We start from the raw sequence: 17,776 nt of genomic DNA, 5'->3' as shown, positions 1-17,776 counted from the left end.
GATATATTTCCTGAAACATCCAACGTCCGTCAACGACGGCCATTCGGATATGCGGGCCTCTTCCAACGGTCGGGCCGTCTTCAGGCCGCTGCGGTTTTCAAGCCCGGCGCCGCCCGAAGGCGGACTCCGCTGCTTTGGTAGCGCGAACGTCCACTTTGCCGTAAGCAGATGCTCACGACTTCTGCCTGTCTCGAACCTTTTTCTCGGCGCTGTCGTTCTTGCTCATGGGTTTTTATCTTATCTTCATTCCCCTAAACGACACCATTGCCCGAACGGGGCGTCGGCCCAGTTTGCTCGCGCGTGTGTTTAAAACAAATCGTATCCACACCCTGGTCATGTTGACGCCTAACGCGACGAATCCTTTTTTCGCCGAGGTTCCGCGTGGCGTGGAAGACGCCTGTTATGCGCATGGCGACAGCTTGATTTTATGCCGCCATTTCAAGTTAGAAGCGTTGACAGCGCCGCTGCGGGGGATTGTTTCAATGCGGGTCTGGCATACGGTTTGGCGGAACGGTGGCGCCTGAAAAAATCGGTTCGCTTCGCCGCCGCGTGCGGGTTGGGGATAAGGAATATTCATTCACTGCGCTTGGCGAAGGTGGGTTTCGGCGTGGGTCAGACCAAGAATTCGGATTTCGCTTCGAAAATAGGGCGTCATTCAAGCATATTAAGGTAGTGGTAACGATCGGTGCGGCAGCGGCTGATGCGGATTTCGATCGGTTGACGATCGAGATTGAAGGCGATGCGGTCGATTTCTAAAATCGGGGTTCCGACCTCGATGCTCAACGCGTCGGCGTCGTCTTCGTCGGCGCCGACGGCGCGAAGGCTTTCCGCGGCGCTGGTCACCGTCGTGTCGTATTTTTCCTGATACAGTTTATAGAGCGTGTTGGGCAAGCTTTCGGACATGTCCTTCAATGAGCCGAACGTCGCGGCCGACAACAGCACGGTTTCGTTGATAACCGGCGCGCCGCCGATGTCGCGCACGCGTTTGATGTCAAGCAAGGAACTTCCCGCCTTCAGCCCTAGGCGAGCGCACTCGGCGCTGAGGCCGCGCCGGATGCGAATCCGCCGCACCGCGCTGTGCGGAAGCTCGCGTCGATTTTGCGCGTCCACCAAGTGGAAAAAATAAAACAAACTGTGATCTGCGGTGTGGGTGGCGATGAAGCTTCCCTTGCCCTGTTGGCGGATGATGATGTTTTGCGTCACCAATTCGTCGATCGCTTTGCGCAGCGTGCCCTGACTGACGGAAAATTCCTCCGCCAGTTGATGCTCGGAAGGCAACATTTCTCCGGGTTTCCACCGGCGCGCCCGAATGGCGTCCAGTATTCGTTGTTTTACCTGAATATACAAAGGGTTGCGTGTCGGTCGCGTGGATGGGAATTGGCTTGCGGTGGAAGGGTCAAGCATCTCTATGATCCATTTTTGTCGTTGGGCCGCACGACGCGGCGTTGAGGGCAGGATTTCGCGAGACTTGTTCTTTCAGTATAGCACACGAGAAGTCAATGAATATAGATTTCATATGTCTTATATAAGACTTGATTGACTCATGTGTATTTTGCCTCTTATGATACCCCGAGCTTTCTTACTTAAAACCATGGAGGAACGTATGCCTGCTCCACAATTTATCGTCCACGACGCCAAAGATACGGTCGGCGTGGTCGTTGTCGAGGGCGTCAAGAAAGGCGCGGCGCTTGACGGCTGGGTCATGGAAAATGACAGCCGGATAGCCATCGCCGCTGCGGAGGATATCCCCCTGGGGCATAAAATCGCCCTCGGAGAAATCAAGAAGGGGGAGACGGTGCTCAAGTACGGCCACGATATCGGCAAGGCCGTCGCCGACATTCCGGCGGGCGCGCATGCCCATGTTCATAACGTCAAGACAAAGAAGTGGTAACGGCCATGTCGAATAAAACTTTTATGGGCTATCGCCGTGAAAACGGCCGTGTGGGCATTCGCAATCATGTCGTCGTTTTGCCGCTGGACGATTTGTCCAATGCGGCGTGTGAAAAGGTGGCGAACAATATCGAGGGCTGCCTTGCGTTGCCTCACGCTTACGGTCGTTTGCAGTTTGGCGAGGATTTGGAGTTGTTCTTTCGCACCTTGATCGGGACGGGGTGCAACCCCAACGTCGCGGCGGTCATCGTGATCGGGATCGAGCCAAAATGGACCGGGCGTATCGTTGATGGCGTCAAAACCACCGGCAAGCCGGTCGAGGGATTTGCGATCGAAGGACATGGCGAAATCAAGGTTGTCGCCGACGCGTCGCGCAAGGCGAAGGAGCTGGTTCAATGGGCGACGGAGCTGCAACGCGAAGAATGCGCATTGAACGAATTGTGGGTGTCCACGAAGTGCGGAGAATCGGATACGACCTCGGGCCTCGCCTCGTGTCCGACGGTAGGCAATCTGATCGATAAGATGGACGCCATCGGGGCGTACACCTGTTTTGGCGAAACGTCCGAAATCACCGGCGCCGAGCGCGTCTGCGCCGAACGCGCCGCGAGCCCTGAGATCGGCGAGAAATTTCTCAAGGTCTGGCAAGCGTACATGGATGAAGTTATCGAGCCGTACAAGACCTCGGATCTTTCGGAAAGCCAGCCGACGGCGGGGAATATCGCCGGGGGACTGACCACGATCGAGGAAAAGGCGTTCGGAAACCTTCAAAAAATCGGCAAAAACGCACGGTATATCGACGTTCTCGAGCCGGCCGAAACCCCCGGTCGGGGCGCGGGCCTTTACTACATGGATACATCGTCGGCGGCGGCGGAATGCGTCACCTTGCAAGCGGCGGCGGGATATGCGGTACATCTGTTTCCGACCGGACAGGGCAATATTATCGGCAATCCCATCGAACCGGTGATCAAAATAAGCGCCAACCCCAAGACCGTGCGCGAAATGGGAGAACATATTGATCTCGATTGCTCGGCGATTTTACGCGGCGAGATGGATCTCGATCAAGCGGGCGAAGCCCTAATCGAGCTTATGCTCCGCACCGCAAACGGTCGTTTGACGGCGGCAGAAGCGTTGAAGCACCGCGAATACGTCATGACAAAACTCTATCGAAGTGCGTGATGGTGAGGGGGGGGGGGACGCCCCATGGGCGAGTGGTTGCCCGGATGGTTCCCCCTTCATTTCTTTTAGGTCGCCGCGCGCGTCCCCAACGGCCTGAACGGATGGCCGCAATAATGCTCGGCAAAGAGCGCAAAATACGCATCAAACAGTTGGAGGTATCGGTATGTTTTCACATTTCAGGTTTAAACCCTTCCTAACCGCGTGGGCGCTTTCGGCGGGGGCGTTCTCGGCGCTGGCGTTCGTCGGTTCGCCCATGGGGGGCGTTGCGTCCGCCCAGGCCGGCGAGTACCCGGACAAGCCCATCCATTACATCATCCCCTTCGGTCCCGGGGGAGAATCCGATATTACGGCGCGCCTTCAGCAGGCATATTTCACCAAGGATTTCGGGCAGGATCTGGTGATCGAATACAAACCCGGCGGCGGCGGCGCCGTGGCTTGGTCACAGCTTAACGGGTATAAGGGCGACGGCTATACCTGGATGGGGGTGAACCTCCCGCACATCATCATCAAGCCGCGCCAGAAGAACGTTGGCTTCAAGACCGATGATTTAACCACGGTCTACATGTTTCAATATACTCCCGACGCCATTGTGGTGCCGAAGGACAGTCCCTTTAAGACCCTGCAAGATTTTATCGATTACGCCAAGGCCAACCCCGGAAAGTTGACCATGTCCGGTTCTGGAAAGGGGACGGCCAATCATTTGGCTAACGTGCGTTTCGATAAAATGGCGGGGATCAAAACGACCTATGTCGCCTTCAAGGGGACGGCGGCGGCCGTTGCCGCGGTGTTGGGCCATCAGGTCCGGGCCGAATGGGGATACACCTCGGTTGCGGCGACCCACGAGGGGAAATTTCGCCTGCTTGCCGTGGCGATGAATAAACGTCACCCCAAATTTCCCGATGTCCCGACGTTCAAGGAATTGGGCTTCGATATGGTCTCGGGGACGTATCGCGGTGTCGCGGTGCCCAAATCCACGCCCGAAAGTCTGCGGATCAAAATTTCCGACATGCTGGGAAAGGTCAACGCCAATCCCGAATACCGTAAGCGTATGAGGGACGACGGCATGGCTTTGTTGGATGTCGGCTACAAGGATATCCCCGCGTTCATGGCGAAAAAAACCGTCGAGGAGGTCGCCGCGGCGAAGAGTGCCGGTATTCTCAAATAATCCGCGTGCGAAGATTAAGGGAGGGAGAGGTAAATGCTTCCGGGTCTTGACCACCTTGTCGCCGCACTGACCCCCCTGAACTTGGCGTTCGCCTTGTTCGGGGTGGTTGCGGGGACCGTTATCGGCTCCTTGCCGGGCCTGACGGCCACCATGGCCATCGCCGTGTTGGTGCCTTTAACCTTCACCATGGTACCGACAAGCGCCCTGATTTTAATGGGCGCGATATATACCGGAGCGATCTATGGGGGGGCGTATTCGGCGATACTTCTCAATACGCCGGGGACGCCTTCGGCGATCGGCACGACGTTTGATGGCTTTCCGATGGCCAAACGCGGCGATGGCGATCTTGCGATTACGTTGGCGTGCTTGGCGTCGGTTACCGGGGGGCTGGTTGGGGCGGCGGCGTTATTGGTGATTGCGCCGCCGCTGGCCAAGGTGGCGCTGGCCTTCGGCCCGGTCGAGTATTTTTGGCTCGCTATTTTCGGATTGTCGCTGATTTCCGCTCTTTCGTCGGGGAACCTCCTCAAAAGTTTGATCGGCGCATGCTTGGGCCTGTTGATCTCGACGATCGGCGTCGCCACGGTGTCCGCGGATGTCCGCTTTACGTTCGGATCGCCCATCCTGTTGGGCGGGGTGGAGAAAATTTCCGCCCTGATCGGACTTTACGCCGTGCCCGTGTTGATCGATTTGGTCGCGACGCCGGCGCGTCACCTTGAGGTCGCCGCCGAGCCGCGTGGGTTTCGCCTTCTAGAGGCCTTGAGGATTTCCTGGGCCGGAAAATTCAACCTATTGCGCAGTTCGTTGATAGGCACCTTCGTTGGGATTCTTCCCGGCGCGGGGGGGTCGATCGCCGCCCTGGTTTCTTATTCGGAGGCGCGCCGCGCCTCGAAAACGCCGGAAAGGTTCGGAAAGGGGGAACCTCAGGGTATTCAGGCCACCGAGTCGGCCAATAACGCGACGGTGGGCGGCGGATTTATTCCGACGCTCGTTTTGGGCATACCCGGCACGCCGCCCGACGCCGTTATCTTGGGCGCGCTTCTGGTTCAAGGCGTGCGCACGGGGCCGGAACTGTTCACCGACAAAGGGTCCATCGTTTACACCTTCGTTTACGGTCTTTTTCTCGGCACCGTTTTGATGCTTCCGGTCGGGTTGGTTATCGGTCGTTACGCCTATAAGTTCATTATCCACGTACCAAAGGCGCTGTTGGTTCCATCCGTCGCTTTCATGACGGTGATCGGTTCCTACGCCATACGCAACGATATCTCCGACGTGGTGATCATGACGGTGTTGGGCGTTTTTGGGTGGGTTCTGGACCGTTTCGGGTTTTCCCCTTCGCCCATCGTATTGGGGTTGATTTTGGGCAACATCGCCGAGCAAGGCTTCGTTCAAGCCTGGACCATAGGGTCGGCGACGGACAATCTGGGGGGGATGTTTTTTGGGCGACCGATTTCGTTGGCCATCATTGCGTTCACATTGTTGTCGCTATTTTATCCCTTGATCGCCCGTTTGATCCTCAAGCGTGGGGACGTATGGCCCAAAAAGGCGCGAGGAGGGTCGTCATGAACGCGCCATTATCTCCACGACCGCAAAATAAGGATGCGCCGGGAACCATTTTGGCGGTCGTCTTCATCGCCATGGGATGTCTGGCTTGGTGGGATACCTATTCGATGAGCGATGCGGATTCTTATATGTTTCCGCGCGCCATCATCGTGACCCTGATTTTGTGCTGTCTGCTTCTTATCGGACGCAATCTGATATGGGGGGGCGGTCGGCGAGGGCAGCCGTTGCGTGGTTCTTTGTGGCGGCGGGCCGCTCTGGTGCTGGTCATGTTGGGCGCGGCGTTGGCGATGCCCGTGGTTGGCTTCGTTCCCGTTGGGTTGGTGTTGTTCGCCGTTTCGATGTTGCTCGCGATGTTCGAACCGTGGACCCGCAAAAAGGCGATCATGTATCCGCTGATCGGTGTTGGGGTCGTCGCGATGTTCTACGCCCTGTTCGCCATGCTGCTTAACGTCGCGCTACCGACGGGTGTGATGTTCTCGTGAAAAGTTGCGCAAGAGGAGAAAAAAAGGAAGAGAGATGGCGGATATTGTGATTTCGGAATTCATGGACGAAGACGCCGTCGCCACGCTGGCGGATGGTTATGAGGTTCTTTACGACCCGCATTTGGTTGACGATCCCGATGCGCTCGCCCGTGCCGTGTGCGACGCCAAGGCGTTGATTGTGCGCAATCGCACTCAGGTGCGAGAAAAACTTCTGGCGTCGGCGAAGGTGCTGAAGGCGGTCGGTCGCCTCGGCGTCGGTCTTGACAATATCGATCTCGATGCCTGCGCGCGCCGTGGGATCGCCGTTCTCCCGGCCAAGGGGGCGAATGATGACGCCGTGGCGGAATACGTGATCGCGACGGCGATGATTTTGTTGCGCGGATGTTATTTCGGCTCGGCGCAGGTGGCGGCTGGGCGGTGGCCCCGCCAGGCAATGATCGGCAGGGAAATTATGGGTGCGACGATCGGGTTTATCGGTTTTGGTGGAATAGCGCGCGCCACGGCGCGGCGCGCCAAGGCGCTTGGCATGAAGGTCGCCGCCTACGATCCCCTCCTCTCAAAAGACGCCGATGTATGGCGCGATGTGCGCCGCTGCGCCACGTTGCAAGAGGTATTGTCCGCAGGTGAGGTGGTCAGCGTTCATGTTCCGCTGAACGCGCAAACTCGGGGGCTGATCGACGCGCCCGCCTTGGCGCTGATGAAAGAAGACGCGGTATTGATCAACACCGCGCGGGGCGGCGTCGTCGATGAGGATGCATTGGTTCACGCGTTGAAATCCGGAAAATTGCAGGGCGCCGCCATGGATGTGTTCGAAGACGAACCTTTATCGGTGGATGGCGGAAAAAAATATGCGGGCTTGGACAACATTATTCTGACTGCGCACATCGCCGGGGTAACGGCGCAGTCAAACGTTCGGGTCAGCGCATTAACGGCGGAAAACGTTTTGCGTGTTCTCGGGGGATGAAAATGAACGATAAAACCTACTCGGTCGCGCATCTGCGCGATCTGGCTATGCGTGTTCTCATGGCTCATGACGTCGGCTCGGCCAACGCCGCATTCGTTGCCGACGCCCTGATCGCGGCCCAGGTTGACGGTCACGGCGGCCATGGTTTGTCGCGTCTCGCCGCCTACAGCGCCCAGGCGGCCAGCGGCAAGGTCGATGGTCACGCCGTTCCCGTTTTGCGCGAAGTCGCCCCGGCGGCGGTACGCATAGACGCCGCCAACGGGTTTGCCTACCCGGCCATGGTCCTGGCGGTGGACGATCTTGTCGGGCGGGCGACGAAGACCGGAATCGCGGCGGCGACGGTTTGTCGTTCCCATCATTTCGGTGCGGCGGGCTATCACGTCGAAAAGTTGGCGGCCAAGGGATTGATCGGTTTGGTGTTCGGCAATAGTCCTCGGGCGATCGCGCCATGGGGCGGGCGTAAGGGCGTGTTCGGGACCAATCCCATCGCCTTCGCCGCGCCGCGGGCGGATGGGGCGGCGCTGCTGATTGATCTCAGCTTGAGTAAAGTGGCCCGGGGCAGGGTGATGCTCGCCGCGAAATTAGGCGACGCCATTCCCGAAGGATGGGCCTTGGATAGGGACGGACATCCAACCACCGATGCGAAGGCCGCCCTGGAAGGAACCATGCTGCCGATGGGCGGCGCCAAGGGCGCGGCGTTGGTGTTGATGGTTGAAATCCTGGCGGCGGCTTTGTCCGGGGCGCATTTCGGCTACGAGGCGTCGTCCTTTTTTGAAGCCGAAGGCGCGCCTCCCGGGGTTGGGCAGTGCCTTATCGCGATTGATCCCGCGCCGTTTTCCGGGGGCGGGTTCGCCGCCCGATTGGAAGCTCTCTTGGCGGAGATGCTCTCCCAGGACGGTGTTCGCCTGCCCGGCGCGCGCCGCCTTCATGCCCGCGAGGCGGTACAAAAGGACGGCGTGCCCGTCCCTAACGTTTTGTATGACGAACTGGTGCGCCTGGCCGGATGATCGCCCCCTGTCGTGCGGCGAGATAAAAGGCCGACAACCTCCCCCCATCGCGCGCCGTTCGGACTCGCGATGGGGGGAATAGATTAATAGATTCTGACCCCAGTCTAACCGACTTGAGAGATGGTCGTTTTTACCGTCATTATTTTTTGGCGGGTTCTTTTGTTTTAAATCAACACAAATTAAATGTGTTTTTTGTTGCATGGGTTTTTGACGGCTTTGGGCGGACGGCGCAAGCGGTCCCGACCCTAATCAGAACGTGTGGATATTGAATTTGACAGACGTAAATCGCGTATGATAGCATATTTTTGAAATTGATTTTCGTAATATGAAAATCTCTCTGAATAAAATAAAAAAAGATGAAATGCGCCGTACGGTTTGGCGCGGTCGGAGCGGAAATCCGCGAGTATTGGGGAGGTATGGTTTTGAACGGTAAGGTGTCGCGCGCCGCGTCTTCTTCGACAGGCTCGCCAAAAGGCGCTGTTTTGCGCACGAAGACGTCAGGCGTCGGCGCCGTGCGCGCGTCCGTCAAGGTGGCGACCAAGAAGGGCGGAACGATCCAGTCGGTCGCGCGCGCTTTTAAGATTCTCGACATTTTGGCCCAGGGGGATGGTCCCGTTGCGCTGACCGCGATTTCCTCGGGTGCGGGGCTAAACATCAGCACATGCCATCACTTGTTGAACACGTTGTCCCAACTGGGCTGCGTGTTTCAAGATCCGCGCACCCGAGAGTACGCGTTGGGAAATAAATTATTCGAATTGAGTAACGCGCGTATCCGGCAGATCGATTTGGGTTCTCTGGCCATGCCTTTTTTACGCGACCTTAATAACCGCACCGGAGAAGCGGTTCATCTCGCGGTGATCCAGGGGGTCGAGCTCATGACGCTCGCCAAGCTCGACACCTTGCACGCCGTCAAGGTCGATAGTGGTTATGTCGGTAAAAGCAAGGCGGCCCACGCCACGGCGACGGGTAAGGCGATATTGGCTTACCTGGGTGACGCCGACTTCAAGCGTATTATTCTCGCGGAGAAACTGGAACGGTTCACCGAACATACCTTGTGCTCCAGAAAAGCCCTGCTGCAAAACCTCAAGGAGGTGCGCAGCCTGGGGTATGCCGAGGACCGTGAAGAATTCCAGCCCGGCGTGCACTGTGTCGGCGCGCCGATCCGCAACAACGCCGGTGAGGTCGTCGCCTCGGTCAGTTGTTCCGTGCCGACCATGCGCGCCACGGCTGATTTTTTTGACCAAGTGCGTGGTTTGGTGATCGAGACCGCGGCAAAAATTTCACAAGAACTGGGATACCTCACCCCGGGCTGAGGCCGCGCAGGAAACGATAAATAAGAAGATCCTCTAAGGGACGAAAAAAAGCAAACAGGATGTATCGCGTAAGTAATGGGCGCTGATCTAAAGCGTTCCTTGGGAGACCGTTTAATGACGAAGACGATATCAGGCGCCAACCTCGGTGGAACCGCGGAAGGTTTCGATGTTCCCGAAACGATGAAGGCATGGGTTTTGGGCGATCCCGAAGAGTTGACTTTGGTGGATAAGCCCGTCCCCACGCCGGGCGCGGCCGAAGTTCTCGTCCGTATCGACGCCATCGCGGTGTGTGCGACCGATATCGAAATCATTCGTCACGGTCCCCCGGCGCAGATCGAGGGAGGGTTGCCGTTCAATAAAAATTTCACCCCCGGGCACGAATACATGGGCACCGTGGTCAAGTTGGGGCCGGGGGTGGACGAGTATCGGCTCGGCGATCGGGTGACGGTGGAGATCCATGCCGGTTGCGGGCGTTGCGAGCGTTGCCGTATGGGCATGTACACGTCGTGTCTGAATTACGGCGAAAATTATGAAGGGCACAACAAGGGGCACCGCGCCAACGGTTTCACCACCGACGGCGGTTTTGCCCAGTACGCGGTGAACAACGTCAATACCTTGGTTCATGTCCCCGACGATATGAGCGATGAAGAGGCCACTTTGGTGGTGACCGCGGGAACGGCCATGTACGGCTTGGACGCCCTGGGCGGCCTGGTTGCGGGCGAGCCCCTGGTGGTGACGGGACCGGGGCCGATCGGCTTGATGGGCGTCGCCGTGGGCAAGGCCCTGGGGGCCGATCCCGTGATCTTGACCGGAACGCGGGATTCGCGCTTGGAAATGGGGATCAAGTTGGGGGCGGATCACGTCGTGAACGTGCGCAACGAAGATCCGGTGGAGGCGGTAAACCGGATCACCGCCGGCAAGGGCGTGCATTATGTTCTGGAATGTTCCGGCGCCCCGAACGCCTTGAACGAGGCGGCCAAAATGGTCAACCGGGGCGGCAAAATATGTCTCGCGGCGTTCCCCGGCGCGCCGGTCCCGGTCGATGTCGCCCATCTGGTGCGCAACAATATCTATGTCTTCGGCATTCGCGGAGAGGGCAAAAGCGCGACGCATCGCGCGGCGGCGTTTATGAAGCAAAAGCGCTTCGATGCGTCGATTATCCACACCCACACGTTCGCGCTCGAAGACGTTCCCGAGGCCCTGCGTTACGCCAGGGAACGTATCGAGGACGCCATTAAAGTGGTCGTCAAGATGCGCTGATGCGACGCATGGCCAGGAAGAAGTAAACACCATGTTGCAATGCGACACATATGTTGTCCCCAAAACCCTGGGAGAGGCCTTCGACGCCATGGCGCGCCATGGCGCGGCCTGCCGATTGCTTGGCGGGGCGACGGACATTCTGCCCCATGCCAGGAAAGAACGGCGGGAAGACGCCCATATTCCTTGTGTGATCGATCTTTCCCGCGTGCCTCAGATGCGCGCCGTGTCCCTTGAGGCGGGCCGTCTCGTTTTGGGCGGGGGCGTTCCCTTTCAACGGTTTCTCGACCAAGAAATCCTTGTAAAAAACGCCGCCGTCATGGGGGCGTGCGCGGCGTGGTTCGCCGACGCTCAGATTCGCGAGCAGGCGACCATCGGCGGCAATATCGTCAACGCCTCTCCCGCCGCCGATGGCGTTCCGCCATTGCTGGCGCTCAACGCCGAGGTGGTTTTGCACCGCCGCGTCGGGGGAAATATCCTCGAACGCACGGTGGCGTTGGCCGATTTCGTCACCGGACCGGGAAAAACGCTGATCGGCGCGGATGAGATCCTCACGACCGTTCGCGTCGATGCCCTGCCCGGTTACGGCGCGGCGTTCGAGAAGGTCGGGCGTCGCCGCTCCTTGGTTATTTCCACGGTTTGTCTGGCGGCGGCGGTCGAACTCGACCCGTCGGGAACCGTCATCGCCGATGCGCGGCTGGCCCTGGGCGGTGTCGGGCCGGTTGCGGCGCGCCTTGACGAATGCGAGGCCATGTTGATCGGCGAGACGGTAACGGCGCAATTGATCGAGGCCGTCGCCCAAAAACCGGTGGAGCGGGTCGCCTCGCGCACACGCCGGGCCTATCGCCGCGACGTGGTGCGGGGCTTCGTCATGCGTGCGCTCTACGGCGCCCTGGAAAATGCCGGGTGGGCGCAGGACGTCCCCCTTCGAACGGAGACCTCGTGATGACCGAAACCATTTTGCGCATGACCGTGAACGGCCGCCCCGTCGAAAAGGCGGTCAGTCCGGATCTGCGCCTTGTCGATTTTCTCCGTGATACGCTGGACCTGACGGCCACTAAGGAAGGCTGTGGGGCGGGCGAATGCGGGACGTGCTCGGTGTTCGTCAACGGCGCGTTGGTGAAAAGTTGCCTGACGATGGCGATGAAGGCGGATGGGGCCGACGTCGTCACCCTCGAAGGGATCGCGCGGCCGGGCGCCATGTCGGTCATTCAAAAAGCCTTTCACAAAGCCGGCGCCAGTCAGTGCGGCTATTGCATTCCCGGCATGGTGATGGCGGCGACGGCGACGCTTCGGCGCAACCCGAACGCCGGACGCGAGGAAATCAAGGAAGGTTTGGGCGGTAATATTTGTCGGTGTACCGGCTATCAGAAAATTTTCGACGCGGTCGAGCTTGCGCGCGATGTTTTGAACGGCGCCGCGTCCGAGAGCGCGCTTGAAGAAGATGGCGACGAGGGCGCCTTCATCGGGGCCAACGTGCGGCGTATCGACGCCCCGTCCAAGGTGACCGGCGCCTTGCGCTATGCCGGCGATATGACGATGTCGGGAATGTTGCATATGCACATTTTGCGCAGTGATCGGCCGCACGCCAGAATTGTTTCGCTGGACCCGTCCCGCGCCATGGCGATCCCCGGTGTGGAAGCCGTCGTTACGTGCGACGACGTGCCCGGCGAGGACGGTTTCGGCGTGTTCGTCGAGGACCAGCCCGTTTTGGCGCGCGGTAAGGTGCGTTTTGTCGGCGAGGCGGTGGCCGCCGTGGTCGCCGTCGATGCGCGCACGGCGCGCCGTGCCGCCGCTGAGATCAATCTGGTTTACGAAGACCTTCCTTGCGTTTTTGATCCCGAGGAGGCGATGCAACCCGGCGCCCCGGTGATCCACGAATACGCCCCGGACAATCGGGTTAAGCATATTCCGCTGCGCAAGGGGAATGTCGAAGACGGCTTCGCGAAATCCGATTTGATCGTCGAGGAAACCTATACCACCCAAGCCATCGAGCACGCCTATTTGGAGCCCGAGGCGGGGCTGGCCTATCTCGACCACGACGGCGTGATGACGATCCATTCGCCGAGCCAGAACATCACCCACCACCGCCACATGCTGTCCAAGATATTGGCGATGCCGATCAACAAGGTGCGCATGATCATGAGCCCGGTGGGCGGCGGTTTCGGCGGCAAGGAAGACATGATCTACCAGGGCATCTTGGCGCTGGCGGTGCTCAAGACCCACCGTCCGGTGCGTTGCGTGTTCACGCGCGAGGAATCGATCCTGGCGAGCGCCAAACGCCACCCCGCGCGGATCGGCTACAAGATGGGCTTATCGCGCGAGGGTAAAATCCTGGCGAGTGAAATCCGTATGATCGCCGACGGCGGGGCCTATGGCTGTTCGACCGAGGGGGTCATGCGCAAGGCGGCTATTCTGGCGGCGGGGCCTTATGCGATCGCCAACGTTAAGGTGGACACGATCGGTGTGTACACCAACAACACGCCGTCTGGGGCCATGCGCAGTTTCGGCGCATTGCAGGCCGAGTTCGCCACCGAAAGCCATCTTGACATGTGCGCCGAAAAGCTGGGGATGGATCCGATCGCCTTGCGTCTTTTGAACGCCATGGAAGATGGCGCGGTGACGCACACCCAACAGAAATTGGGTTCGGTCAGCCTGCGACGTTGCCTGGAGGAGGCGGCGGCGGCGGCGGGTTGGGAGCCGGGACCGTCGAATGTGCGCGGCGGCGCGCGCGGCGATCTCGATGGGCCGGGAACGCGCGCGCCGGCGACCCCGGGCGCGGCGCTGCGTGCGCGAGAAAACGAGGAAAAGAGCTGTGCGTGAGGATTTGAAGAAGACGAAAAAACGCGGCCGGGGCGTCGCCGCCGCTTGGTATGGAATCGCCCGCACGGCGGCGATCGACCGCGCCGGCGCGTGGGCGGAATTGGACGATGGCGGAACGGCGAAGATCGTCACCGGCGTCACCGAAATCGGCGAGGGCATCTTGACCGTTCTCGCTCAGGTGGCGGCCGATGAACTGGGTGTGCGCCCGCAGGACGTGACCATCGGCGACAACGATACCGCCCGCGCGCCCGAGGCGGCTCACGCCGGGGCGACCCGGCAGACCTACATGATCGCCAATGCGGTGGCGCTGGCGAGCCGGGATGCGCGGGCCAAGCTGTTCGCCGAAATCGCAGATCATTGGGGGGTCCCCGAAGATGTAATTAACGCCCACGGTGGGGAAATTTGGGCCCGCGATCATAATTTGAGAATGACGATGGACGAGGCGGTGGCGATCTGTAAGGGGCGCGGCGTGGTGCCTGTGGGCAGCGCCTCGTTTACCGCCCATCATACCGGTCTGGATGCGCGCGACGGCAGCGGAAAACCGTGGCAGGCTTATGTTTTTGGCGCCCAGATCGCCGAGGTCGAGGTCGATACCGCAACCGGTGAGGTCCAGGTCCTGGGGGTCTGGGCGGCCCATGATGTCGGCCGCGCCGTCAACCCGAAGGGTGTCGAGGGCCAAATCGAAGGCGGTGTCGTGCAGGCGATCGGGCAGGCGCTGATGGAAGAGTACGCGCTTAAGGACGGCTATACGACGACGCCGGATTTCGCCAAATATATCCTACCGACGTCGCTCGACATTCCTGAAATCACATCGTGCATCATCGAGGATCCCGACCCGCTCAGCCCCCTGGGGGCGAAGGGAATTGGCGAGCCGTCGATGATTCCGACCGCGCCGGCGATCGCCAATGCGATTTATGACGCCATAGGCGTGCGTATGACCGCCCTTCCCGCGACGCCGGAAAGGGTTTTGGCGGCTTTGAGGGCGCGCGAGGCGAAAAACGCGTAAAGCGTAGGCAGCCTCTAAAAAGAAACGAATGACGGGCAGAAAAATGTCCGCATCTTGGCTTCATTTAAGGAGAGCGGAGACATGTTTTCTAGGTATGCGTTTATTAAGAAAGTGAGTGTGGCGATCGCGCTCGGTGCGGTGGCCGTTTATGCCGGATCGAGTGCGACGGCGCGCGCGGAATATCCCGATCGTCCAATTGAAATGACGGTCCTGTTCGGCGGCTCGGCACTGGCCACCGCGCAGGTTCTGGCCGAAGGGATGAGCCAGCGGTTGCCCCAGCCCGTGGCCGCGGTTAGCCGCACCGGCGGCGGCGGGGCGGTCGGCTATAGTTATGTTCATTCCATGCCCGCCGACGGCTACAATATCGTGTGGAACTCCAACTCCATCAGCACGACCTATCACAAGGGGAACATGCCGTTCGACTACAAGGCCTTCGATCCCGTCGCCCAAGTCAGCGTCGAGGTTCCCGCCCTTGCGGTCAACGCGTCCTCGGGGTGGAATTCCCTCGCCGACCTGATCAAGGCGGCGAAGGCGAAGGGCGGCAAGCTGAAGGTGGGCATTTCCGGAAAGGGAAGTTTCACCCACCTGACCTCGGAGGCTTTATTTTCCAAGGCCGGGGTCAAGGTCATTTATGTGCCGTATGGCAAAGGCAGCGCCCAGGCCGAATTGTTGGGCGGGCGTATCGACGCCGCGGTGCAGTGGCCGTCGCAGTTCATCTCTTTGGCGCAGGCGGGAAAATTGAAAATTCTCGCCGTGACCAGCGCCAAGCGGATCGACGCCTTGCCCGACGTTCCCACCGCCAAGGAACAAGGGATCGACATCGACATTAAGATGTGGCGGGGAATCGCCGTTCCCAAGGGGACGCCGAAACGGGTCATCGGACGGCTCGAAGAGGTGATCCAGCACGTCGTCAACAGTAAGGCGTTCCGTGCGGCGGGTAAAAAACTCGGGTTCAAGCCGGCGTATCTTCCCGCCAACATTTTCGGAAAGGTCATCGCCTCCGACGACACCAAAATCGCGGCTCTGATGGAAGAGCTGCACATGAAGAAGCAGTGACATGATGAGCCAAAGCGCCATAGACCGCGTCTTGGGCGGGGTCTTGTTCGCGATTGCCGTGGCGTGGACGTGGGGCGTGGTTGACACGATCGCGCCCGCGTCCGGCCCGGCGATGTCCGGTCCCCGCTTTTTTCCTCTGGTTCTCGGAATTCTTTTAGGCGTGCTTGCCCTGGCGGTTGTCTTGTCCACGTTTTCGGGACGCGCCGCGGCGAAGATTCCCGATGCCGCGGATCAGGTTTTCGTTCACGAGCGCGAACCGTTGAGCAAGGAAGTGCGCATCGTCGTGTCGGTCTTCGTCTTGATGGTGGCGTATACCTTTTTCATGGACAAGGTCGGTTTTTTGATCGCGACCCCTATCGCCGTTGTCGTGGCGCTCAACGGTATCTTGAGGATCAAGTCCTGGAAGGCGTCGATCCTGCTCGCCTTGGGGATGACCGTGGGGTGTCACCTGATTTTCGACGTTTTGATGAACGCCTATTTGCCGCGCGGCACATGGCTTCATTTCTTTTAGGAGTGAGACGGCGATGGATCCTCTGATACACGCCCTACATATGGCGCTTTCAGCCAACGCCATCGGTGCGGTCGCCATCGGTTCGGTGGTGGGGCTGATTTTCGGCTCGATTCCGGGACTGACCTATTCGATGGCGTTGGCGTTGATTTTGCCGGTAACCTTTTCCATGGGACCTACTCCGGCGATCGCCTTGTTGATTGGCACCTATATCGGCGGTATGACGGGAGGCTCGGTGTCGGCGATTTTGATCGGCGTTCCGGGGACACCGTCCGCCGCCGCGACCGTGATCGACGGGCATATGATGGCGAAAAACGGCAATGCGGGCGTCGCTTTGGGCACCGCCGTGATTGTGTCGGTTTTTGGCGGCCTGTTCAGCCTCGTGGTGATGATCGTTTCCATCCATTTGGTGGCGAAAATCGCTATCACCTTTGGCCCTCAGGACATCTTCGCCTTGGTTTTCTTCGGTCTGTCAACCATATGCGGATTGGCCGAAAAGTCTCTGGTCCGTGGGTTTATCGCCGGGGTCGTCGGCTTGATGTTGATGACCATCGGCATGGATCAGATCGAAGGCACCGCGCGAATGACCTTCGGCAGCATTCAGCTTCTGCAAGGCATAAATCTTCTCGTGGCGATGATCGGTCTGTTCGCCGTGCCGCAGATTTTGTTCACCTTCGTCGATCACGGAAAGCCCGATGAGTTGGGTCCGATGACGAAAAAAATTACGGCGAAGTTACCCTCCATCAAATTGCTGTTAAGCAATTTCTGGCTGATGGTGCGCTGCGCCGTGTTGGGAACGGGGATCGGCGCGATTCCGGGAACGGGCGGCCCGGTCGCGGCGTTCCTGGCTTACGATCACGCCAAACGGTTTTCCAAGCATCCGGAGACATTCGGCAAGGGAGAATGCGCCGGGGTCGTCGCGCCGGAAACCGCCAACAACGCGGTGACGGGCGGGGCGATGATCCCCTTGTTGAGCTTGGGAATTCCGGGCGATCCGGCGACCGCGATCGTCCTGGGCGGTTTGTTGATCCACGGCATCAATCCCGGCCCGATGTTGTTTCAAACGAACATCACCCAAGTTTACACGATCTATATCGCAATCATGCTGGCCTACGCCGTGGTGCTGGTGGTCCAGCTTCTGGGCATTCGCCTTTTGGTGCGCATATTGCACATCCCGTCTCATTATCTGGCGGTCGGTATTTTGGTGATGTGCGTCGTGGGTTCATACGCCATCCGCCATTCCTTTTTCGACGTTTACACGATGTTGGCGATGGGGTTCGTCGGGTACCTTTTTCAACGTCTCGACATTCCGGTAACGCCGGTCATCTTGGGCATGGTTTTGGGCAAAACTTTGGAAAACAAGTTTCGTATGGCCCTGATCATGACGGACGGCGATGCGACGACGTTTTTTACCTCCGGGACTTCGGCTTTTTTTCTTTCCCTTTCCGCGCTCGTCATCGTCATGCAGGTGATTTCGATGCGGCGCAAGAACAAGAAGAAGCGCGAGGCGCTTCATGTCTCCGCCCAACCGGGCAACTAGGCTTCTCACTTTGATTATGGATCATTGAA

At 59.2% G+C, this 17,776-nt stretch carries 17 protein-coding genes; 16 read left to right on the top strand and 1 reads right to left on the bottom strand.

Features of this window, described 5'->3' with window-relative positions:
• The first annotated feature begins 427 nt into the window (after positions 1 to 427).
• The gene (locus tag P3M64_RS05680) at positions 428 to 673 is read left to right on the top strand and encodes a PfkB family carbohydrate kinase (protein ID WP_132938813.1); all 246 of its coding nucleotides are present in this window, start codon (positions 428 to 430) and stop codon (positions 671 to 673) included.
• Here P3M64_RS05680 and P3M64_RS05675 read toward each other — a convergent pair.
• A complete protein-coding gene (locus P3M64_RS05675; RefSeq protein ID WP_132938814.1) occupies positions 652 to 1,404 on the bottom strand; it encodes a GntR family transcriptional regulator in 753 nt (250 codons plus the stop codon). The genes P3M64_RS05680 and P3M64_RS05675 overlap by 22 nt on opposite strands.
• Before the next feature lie 199 nt (positions 1,405 to 1,603).
• On the opposite strand from P3M64_RS05675, the gene P3M64_RS05670 reads away from it, so the two are divergent.
• From P3M64_RS05670 to P3M64_RS05600, 15 genes are all read left to right on the top strand, one after another.
• Positions 1,604 to 1,891, top strand: a complete 288-nt coding sequence (locus P3M64_RS05670; protein WP_132938815.1) for a UxaA family hydrolase — start codon at positions 1,604 to 1,606, stop codon at positions 1,889 to 1,891.
• A gap of 5 nt (positions 1,892 to 1,896) precedes the next feature.
• Positions 1,897 to 3,066 (top strand): UxaA family hydrolase, encoded by a 1,170-nt coding sequence (locus tag P3M64_RS05665; protein ID WP_132938816.1) that lies wholly within the window; start codon positions 1,897 to 1,899, stop codon positions 3,064 to 3,066.
• 163 nt (positions 3,067 to 3,229) lie between these two features.
• A complete protein-coding gene (locus tag P3M64_RS05660) occupies positions 3,230 to 4,231 on the top strand; it encodes a tripartite tricarboxylate transporter substrate binding protein (RefSeq protein ID WP_207893140.1) in 1,002 nt (333 codons plus the stop codon).
• 33 nt (positions 4,232 to 4,264) lie between these two features.
• Positions 4,265 to 5,794, top strand: coding sequence for a tripartite tricarboxylate transporter permease (locus P3M64_RS05655; RefSeq protein WP_132938817.1), 1,530 nt, complete (start codon positions 4,265 to 4,267; stop codon positions 5,792 to 5,794).
• Positions 5,791 to 6,273 (top strand): tripartite tricarboxylate transporter TctB family protein, encoded by a 483-nt coding sequence (locus P3M64_RS05650; protein WP_165886284.1) that lies wholly within the window; start codon positions 5,791 to 5,793, stop codon positions 6,271 to 6,273. Before P3M64_RS05655 ends, P3M64_RS05650 begins: the two co-directional genes overlap by 4 nt.
• 34 nt (positions 6,274 to 6,307) lie before the next feature.
• Positions 6,308 to 7,237, top strand: coding sequence for a hydroxyacid dehydrogenase (locus P3M64_RS05645; protein WP_132938819.1), 930 nt, complete (start codon positions 6,308 to 6,310; stop codon positions 7,235 to 7,237).
• A 2-nt stretch (positions 7,238 to 7,239) separates the two neighbouring features.
• Positions 7,240 to 8,244 carry an Ldh family oxidoreductase gene (locus P3M64_RS05640; RefSeq protein WP_132938820.1) on the top strand — a complete coding sequence of 335 codons (1,005 nt, stop codon included), beginning with the start codon at positions 7,240 to 7,242 and terminating at the stop codon, positions 8,242 to 8,244.
• Between the two features lie 356 nt (positions 8,245 to 8,600).
• Positions 8,601 to 9,557 (top strand): IclR family transcriptional regulator, encoded by a 957-nt coding sequence (locus P3M64_RS05635; protein ID WP_132938821.1) that lies wholly within the window; start codon positions 8,601 to 8,603, stop codon positions 9,555 to 9,557.
• Positions 9,558 to 9,671: 114 nt separating this feature from the next.
• A complete protein-coding gene (locus P3M64_RS05630) occupies positions 9,672 to 10,817 on the top strand; it encodes a zinc-dependent alcohol dehydrogenase (protein WP_132938822.1) in 1,146 nt (381 codons plus the stop codon).
• Positions 10,818 to 10,848: 31 nt separating this feature from the next.
• Positions 10,849 to 11,760: an FAD binding domain-containing protein gene (locus P3M64_RS05625; protein ID WP_132938823.1), complete on the top strand. Its 912-nt coding sequence runs from the start codon at positions 10,849 to 10,851 to the stop codon at positions 11,758 to 11,760.
• Positions 11,760 to 13,637 (top strand): molybdopterin-dependent oxidoreductase, encoded by a 1,878-nt coding sequence (locus P3M64_RS05620; protein WP_165886285.1) that lies wholly within the window; start codon positions 11,760 to 11,762, stop codon positions 13,635 to 13,637. The genes P3M64_RS05625 and P3M64_RS05620 overlap by 1 nt, the downstream gene beginning before the upstream one ends.
• The gene (locus P3M64_RS05615; RefSeq protein WP_207893141.1) at positions 13,630 to 14,643 is read left to right on the top strand and encodes a xanthine dehydrogenase family protein molybdopterin-binding subunit; all 1,014 of its coding nucleotides are present in this window, start codon (positions 13,630 to 13,632) and stop codon (positions 14,641 to 14,643) included. The genes P3M64_RS05620 and P3M64_RS05615 overlap by 8 nt, the downstream gene beginning before the upstream one ends.
• An 81-nt stretch (positions 14,644 to 14,724) precedes the next feature.
• Positions 14,725 to 15,699: a Bug family tripartite tricarboxylate transporter substrate binding protein gene (locus P3M64_RS05610; RefSeq protein ID WP_132938824.1), complete on the top strand. Its 975-nt coding sequence runs from the start codon at positions 14,725 to 14,727 to the stop codon at positions 15,697 to 15,699.
• A gap of 1 nt (position 15,700) precedes the next feature.
• A complete protein-coding gene (locus P3M64_RS05605; protein WP_132938825.1) occupies positions 15,701 to 16,210 on the top strand; it encodes a tripartite tricarboxylate transporter TctB family protein in 510 nt (169 codons plus the stop codon).
• Between the two features lie 13 nt (positions 16,211 to 16,223).
• The gene (locus P3M64_RS05600; protein WP_132938826.1) at positions 16,224 to 17,747 is read left to right on the top strand and encodes a tripartite tricarboxylate transporter permease; all 1,524 of its coding nucleotides are present in this window, start codon (positions 16,224 to 16,226) and stop codon (positions 17,745 to 17,747) included.
• The last annotated feature ends 29 nt before the right edge of the window (positions 17,748 to 17,776 follow it).

Origin of the sequence: Varunaivibrio sulfuroxidans, assembly GCF_029318635.1 — a bacterium.
In the GTDB taxonomy this organism is placed as follows: domain Bacteria; phylum Pseudomonadota; class Alphaproteobacteria; order Rhodospirillales; family Magnetovibrionaceae; genus Varunaivibrio; species Varunaivibrio sulfuroxidans.
This window is presented reverse-complemented; position numbering and strand designations above follow the sequence as displayed.